The sequence below is a fragment of the Bacteroides sp. 4_1_36 genome (assembly GCF_003466325.1).
GTDB lineage: Bacteria > Bacteroidota > Bacteroidia > Bacteroidales > Bacteroidaceae > Bacteroides > Bacteroides uniformis.
In genome coordinates this window covers 1-6,466 of record NZ_QSOX01000044.1, presented here as the reverse complement: position 1 = coordinate 6,466, position 6,466 = coordinate 1, and the positions used below count along the sequence as shown (strand labels likewise).

Genomic DNA, 6,466 nt, shown 5'->3' with positions numbered 1-6,466 from the left:
GGCATGAAAATGTAATCCCGTGTCCGCCACTGAATCCAAAATAAAATCCAAAGTATCAACAAAAAAGCAAGAAAACATGAAGACAATCATTGCAGAAAAGCCCTCCGTGGCACGTGAAATCGCCCGCATCGTGGGCGCGACAAAGAGAGAGGAAGGATATTTCGAGGGAGGCGGTTATGCCGTGACATGGGCATTCGGACACCTCGTTCAGCTTGCCATGCCCGACGGCTACGGCGTGCGCGGATTTGTCCGTGACAACCTCCCGATTATTCCCGACACATTCACGCTCGTCCCCCGTCAGGTCAGGACGGAGAAAGGTTACAAGCCCGACAGCGGCGTGGTGTCGCAGATAAAAGTCATCAAAAGACTGTTCGACACAAGCGAACATATCATCGTGGCGACCGATGCCGGACGCGAGGGAGAGCTTATCTTCCGCTACCTCTACCACTATACGGGTTGCACCACTCCTTTCGTGCGCCTGTGGATCAGCTCTCTCACCGACAAAGCTATCCGCGAGGGACTGCGGAAACTCGAAGACGGCAGCAAATACGACAACCTCTACCTCGCCGCCAAAGCGCGGAGCGAATCCGACTGGCTCGTGGGCATCAACGGCACACAGGCGTTATCCATCGCCGCCGGACACGGCACGTATTCCGTGGGGCGGGTGCAGACACCAACGTTGGCTATGGTATGTGAACGCTACTGGGAGAACCGCCGCTTTACGTCCGAAGCATTCTGGCAGCTCCATGGAAAAGCCACTCTACTTTGACCCTTTTGGCCAAACAGAATTCACCCCTTTGGCCATAATATGATTGACCCTTTTGGCCCAAATAACATTAACCGCTTAACACAAGAGTTATTAGAGATTTTTTGTGTAGATTTAAGAACCCGAGTCCTGGTGTAAGGGGTAATAATAAAATCTATACAAATGAATAAAAGAATCAAGAACATTTTAAGATGTTATGCGGTTGGGATGGGTATCAAGGAAACGGCAGCCACGTTCCATACTTCCCGTAACACAGTCCGCAAGTATGTACGTCTGTTCCTTTCAAGTGGGAAAAGCATCGAACAGCTTCTCTCCCTCTCCGAGGAGCAGTTGCATGAGATGTTTGGCGGTACGGAATCCCGACATCGGGAGCCTTCTTCCAAAAGGATTGAATTGGAGGCTTTGCTTCCCGGATATGTATCCCGCCTGACGCGCAAAGGAATGAGTGTCAGAAAGTTGTTTAAAGAGTATCATGCTGAATATCCTGACGGTCTTCAACTGTCTTCCTTCAAGCGGGCTGTCCGCCAGTACAAGTTCCACATCAAGGTCGTCGGCCATGTCGAGCACTATGCCGCAGACCAGATGTATGTTGATTTTGCCGGTGACAGGCTTGAAGTTGTCGATGAGATGACAGGCGAGACGAAGAAGGCCGAGGTCTTTGTCGCTGTCCTGCCGTTCAGTCATTATACCTATTGTGAAGCCGTATGGTCACAGCGCAAGGAAGACCTGATAAGGGGATGTGAGAACGCCATGCAATATTTTGAGGGCGTCCCGGCGGCCATCGTTCCCGACAATCTGAAAGCGGCTGTCATACGGAGCGACCGTAACGAGCCGGTCATCAACGATGATTTCGCCGCCTTTGCCGAGCATTACGGCTGTGCGGTCTATCCTGCCCGTGTACGCCACCCCAAGGACAAGGCCCTGGTTGAGAATACCGTGAAACTTCTCTACCGTTCCGTTTACCTTGATATAGAGGGGATGACATTCTCCAGCCTGGACGGACTCAATGCCGCCATCCGCATTTCCCTGCTTGATTTCAATGAAAAGGTGATGGCCGGTCGGGAGATGTCACGTAAGGAGATGTTCCTGAGTGGCGAGAAGGACTATCTCCGTCCGCTTCCCCAGAAACGTTACGTAATGAAAGAAAGAAAACTCATGACCGTGGGTAAGAACTCTTATGTTTCGTTGTTCAGACACCATTACAGTGTCCCCAAGGAATATGTAGGAAGGCGTGTGACGATTCTCTATGATGCCGATACGGTGGAAATCTACTGTGGCATGAGCCTTGTCGCCACTCACGACCGCTGTGACATCCCCTACACCTATTCCTGGAAAAAAGAGCACAACCTGCCGGGACACTATGGCCCTTATGACAAGGATCTGGAGGAACTCTTCCAGCGCGCCTCGGAAATAGACAATATCGTATTGAATTATCTTCGGGAAGTGGAGCATGTCATGCAATATCCTCCAAAAGCATTCAGATCCTGTCGGGGCATACTGACGCTGGAGAAAAAATATGGCCGTGACCGTCTGGTCGCTGCCTGCGCCTGCGCAGACCAGAGGCTACAATACGGGTATCAGGCCTTACGAGAGGTGCTTGAACTGGGAGAAGACGCGGATTTCCTTCCAGATGAGGACGGGAGGATACAGCCTGACATGGCTCCCCCGATGCCACTGACCCACAAAAATATACGTGGGCGTGAATATTACAGAAAAGACAAACAGGAACAATAAAGCTAAATTTATGGAAACAAATAATAAGACAGCTCCCGTAACGGGACAACAGGACCAAAACACCATATCACTGGATTTAATGGGCCGCATGAAATTACACGGCATGGCGGAGGCTTTCAGAGAAAGCCTTGCCGGCACCACCCCGCAGTCCATGACTGCGGACACTTTCCTTTCTATGCTCCTTGCACGAGAATGGGATTACCGTGCCCAGGCTGCCATAGCGCGGCTTACCAAGAATGCGGCGTTCCGATACAAGGCTTATCTCGAACAGATTGACTATGCCACAAACCGGGGGCTGGAGCGCAATCAGATGGAACGCCTCGCCACCCTTGACTTTGTACATAAGGGGCAGAACCTCTTCATTACCGGCTCTTCAGGTACAGGGAAAAGCTATCTGGCATGTGCCCTTGGCCACGAGGCATGCAAAAGGGGGTTCCGTACTTTTTATGCCAATGCGCCAAAACTACTTGGCGCACTGAAGGTTGCCAAAGTCAAAGGTACACTTGAGACTGAGCTCAAGAAGATTGAGCGTTGTCAGTTGCTCATCCTTGATGACCTGTTCCTTGTACCTCTTGATACCAAGGAACGTCCAATCCTGCTCGAAATTATAGAGGACAGGCATGAAAGGAAATCCACTATCATAACCTCGCAGTACCCATCGTCCAACTGGTATGACATGGTTAGTGACCCGACAATAGCCGACGCCATCCTTGACCGAATCATTCATACGGCACATACCATAGAGTTGTACGGTGAAAGTATGCGCAAGTTAAGATCTAATAAAAAATAGAGAATTAAAAGGGTAAAATAAAATTGACCCCTAACACCAGGACTTTAAAGGGTCAATCATATTATGGCCAAGGTGGGTAAATTCTGTTTGGCCAAAAGGGTCAAAGTAGAGTGGCTTTTCCATATACTATCATTAATTGCCGTACGTGGTCCATCAATAGTATATCTATTATAAGATAAATCATTGTAATATATTGATAAAGCATCAAAACTCCTACCAGAAGTAATCAAATCCCCCTTAAACGTGATTTTAATTCCTGAATTCATTTTTGATATGACAATAGATTCGGGTGTCAAATAACCAGTAACAAATGTTTTATTGAATGTAGCACCTGTTGGTGCATCTTCTTTTTCTTTAGAGTAGCAGAACAAACAACAGAGTGCCCCAACCATCATGATATACGTGAAAACTTTCATGGCTTTTGTCATTTGCGAATACCTATTTCAGAACATATAAGCGCAAGATGCCACAAATGTCCTGTTCTTGTTGTCCACACCACTCTTGTTTATATTCTTCATCCCCCAATCATACCCAATGGAAAGCTGGATATGGCGGGCAATCTCCGTTCCGGCACGGAATCCCAGCCCCCAATCGAAGCGATTAAGCATCTTGTCACTGAACACATTGCCTACCATCTCTTTTGTCGTGGCAGTTCCCTTATCGGGAGTGATGGTTTCTTTTGCTTTACCAAACAGGCCGATGTTAAAATATGGTCCAGCGTTGATGAACAAACTGACGTTCCGTCCTACGGGAAACTTGTAACCGATATGGATGGGAATATTCAGGTAGTAAGGGGTACACTTATTGTCTGAAGTATAGCCAGATGATGGTTTGTCCGGTTTTTCGCCTGCAGAGGGGTTATAGTTACCGTCGTAATAGTATCCCGGACTCTTCCAGCCATGTGAAGAGAGCATCAATCCGAAGTCCATGTAAAGGCCTTTTGTCACTATAGGAAGACCAAGTTCTCCCTTTACACCGACATGAAAACCGGACTGAGATTTGTAACCACTTGGAGAACTGAGATTGTAACCTCCCGTTATTCCCACTCTGAAATCTTGTGCTTTCGCCACCATGCAGAATGGCAGGGCGAGAAGCAATGTCAATAGAATTTTCTTCATACAAAAATCATTTATAAAAAAACAAATAAGTTACTTTTCATGCCTCATGGTCTCATTATGTGCCAATATGTACATACAATATAACTGGCCGAATGTACGCTTGGACAAACGTAAATCATCTTCGTTCTCAACATCTAATTTATGGAAGCCTTGGCTATCTTTTACTATATGCTTTATAAAGCGTCGTTTTGCGATTTCCCATTTAAGGAACAGGCCATCGTCCAAAGAAGGGGGCAAACTCAATTTCTTCTCAATATTCCAAAAATCAATATCAATATAGATGCTATCATTCTTTCTGATACGTTCTTGGAAACTGTGATTATGTATAGCTATTGCTTTCTTCTCTTTCTCTTGTGACGTATGAGGATAATGTAAAGTTATGCTATCTCCTTTCTGGATAGAATACAGATCAAAATCATACCTGTCATCCAACAAATAAATTTTCACCTCATCATCACTAAAGCTGTATCCGACAATCGCAGACGTTGCAATGTTCCTCTCTTCATATTTTTTTTGCAAATCCGTTGTTAAATCGACATTTGCAATAGCTAACACATAGCAAGTATCTAAAGAATTGTTTTCAAACAACACTACTGTCCACTAAAAATGGACGGGGTTAAAAATTAAATAAATTCGGTTCACTTGAACCATAGAGAACATTGACATTTTTGAAATTCGATTTGTCGAAGAGGTCTCTCAGATGAGTCTTGTCAGTCAGCGAGATTCCAAGAATCTGAAGTACTTCATAGATGCTCCGTTCCAGTTTCATATCGTGCTGTACGATTGCAACAAGGCAATAAGTAATTATAGCACAATAGATTTGGATGCGTACTGCATTCTCTGATGTCCCCCAGAACTTCTTGATACGCAGATGCTGCTTGATCCATTTGAAGAACAGTTCCACGCTCCATCGGTTGCGGTATAGCTCGGTGATTGTCTCGGCGGAAGCAGTCAGATTGTTGGTCAGGAATATGTATCTGGTACCGTCCTCGGGATCGATGCAGATTCCTTTACGGAGTTTTTCCGGGTAATCCTTTGAGCTTTTATAAACCGTGAAGTAGCCGATTGCGTCTGAGACAACATTCTCGGGAAGCCTCCGTTTCCATGTCTCAGGCTTGAACCGGACATTGGTTTTCGCCCTGACGACAAAGAACGCACCGATACGATTTATCGTGTAAAGATTGCCGAAATCGTTGTAGCCTCGGTCGAAGATATAGTGCGCGCCCTTCTCATATGGAATCTCCGGCATAGCCTTTGAATCATGGACTTTTGCTTCGGTAATATGCACGAATGCAGGGATTTGAGCCTCTACATCGTAAAGTGTGTGCATCTTGATTCCGCCCTTGTGCTTGCGAAACTTAGCCCACTCAAACACCGATAGACACAAGTCTATAGTGGTGGAGTCAAAGGCATAGACATGCCCGTCAAGCTCAAAGATTTTCTGTATCCTACGCTTGCGAGCCTCCGCAATCATATAGAAAGCGAACTCCTCAAAGATGCGGTAATCGCGTTGCTCGTTGGCTTTGCTAAAATTACTCCGCGTCACGGATTTGCCAATGCCGAGATGATAGAGCTTTCCTGCATGGGCTTCCATCGCCACGATGAGATCGCGAAGGCTCTCACGATTTGACAGTTGTCCAAACATCAGCGTAAGTAGTTGATTCCAACAAGTATAACTCTTCACATATTTGTCGCCATCATACTTATCCACAAGATGACGAAACTTGTCATTGTCGAGGAACTTGACTAATTGAGCAAAAACGTACTTGTCTTTTAACATAACAGCCTGATTCAGACTGCAAAGTTAATTTCAAATCGTCGCACCTCAAAAATGCTCACAACAAATTGAATTTCAATAATTTCAAAGTACTCTTATGATTTTTTAGTGGACACTAATGTTCAAACAATTCTTTAGATTCAGCTCTCTGATAGACAAGACACAAAAGTAAGCAGAATACTATATTGGCATGTCTTCTCAAAAAACTTAAATGTTTCATGCTACCCTCAAATCCGCAACTAAGCTCTTCAGCGTCCTTCTTGCGTCTAAACGTCCTCTCA

Annotated in this window: 6 protein-coding genes and 1 pseudogene; 3 read left to right on the top strand and 4 right to left on the bottom strand. The window is 45.8% G+C overall.

What is annotated here, in order from left to right; translation table 11 throughout:
* Window positions 1–76: 76 nt before the first annotated feature.
* The 3 genes and pseudogenes from DXD65_RS20570 to istB form a co-directional block, all read left to right on the top strand.
* Window positions 77–748, top strand: a pseudogene (locus tag DXD65_RS20570) (DNA topoisomerase); the annotation flags it as partial.
* Between the two features lie 180 nt (window positions 749–928).
* On the top strand, window positions 929–2,500 hold the full coding sequence (gene istA / locus DXD65_RS20565; protein WP_117589779.1) for an IS21 family transposase: 1,572 nt from the start codon (window positions 929–931) through the stop codon (window positions 2,498–2,500).
* 10 nt (window positions 2,501–2,510) lie between these two features.
* Entirely contained in the window at window positions 2,511–3,290 is a 780-nt protein-coding gene (gene istB, locus DXD65_RS20560) for an IS21-like element helper ATPase IstB (protein WP_117589778.1), read from the top strand.
* A gap of 56 nt (window positions 3,291–3,346) precedes the next feature.
* Here the strand turns inward: istB and DXD65_RS20555 are convergent, their stop codons facing one another.
* The 4 genes from DXD65_RS20555 to DXD65_RS20540 all read right to left on the bottom strand — a co-directional run bounded on the left by DXD65_RS20555 (window position 3,347) and on the right by DXD65_RS20540 (window position 6,188).
* On the bottom strand, window positions 3,347–3,718 hold the full coding sequence (locus tag DXD65_RS20555; RefSeq protein WP_117589777.1) for a hypothetical protein: 372 nt from the start codon (window positions 3,716–3,718) through the stop codon (window positions 3,347–3,349).
* A gap of 15 nt (window positions 3,719–3,733) precedes the next feature.
* Window positions 3,734–4,408 (bottom strand): porin family protein, encoded by a 675-nt coding sequence (locus tag DXD65_RS20550; RefSeq protein WP_016270801.1) that lies wholly within the window; start codon window positions 4,406–4,408, stop codon window positions 3,734–3,736.
* Between the two features lie 30 nt (window positions 4,409–4,438).
* The gene (locus DXD65_RS20545) at window positions 4,439–4,963 is read right to left on the bottom strand and encodes a hypothetical protein (protein WP_233556166.1); all 525 of its coding nucleotides are present in this window, start codon (window positions 4,961–4,963) and stop codon (window positions 4,439–4,441) included.
* A gap of 61 nt (window positions 4,964–5,024) precedes the next feature.
* Window positions 5,025–6,188: an IS4 family transposase gene (locus DXD65_RS20540; RefSeq protein ID WP_117589776.1), complete on the bottom strand. Its 1,164-nt coding sequence runs from the start codon at window positions 6,186–6,188 to the stop codon at window positions 5,025–5,027.
* Window positions 6,189–6,466 lie beyond the last annotated feature (278 nt).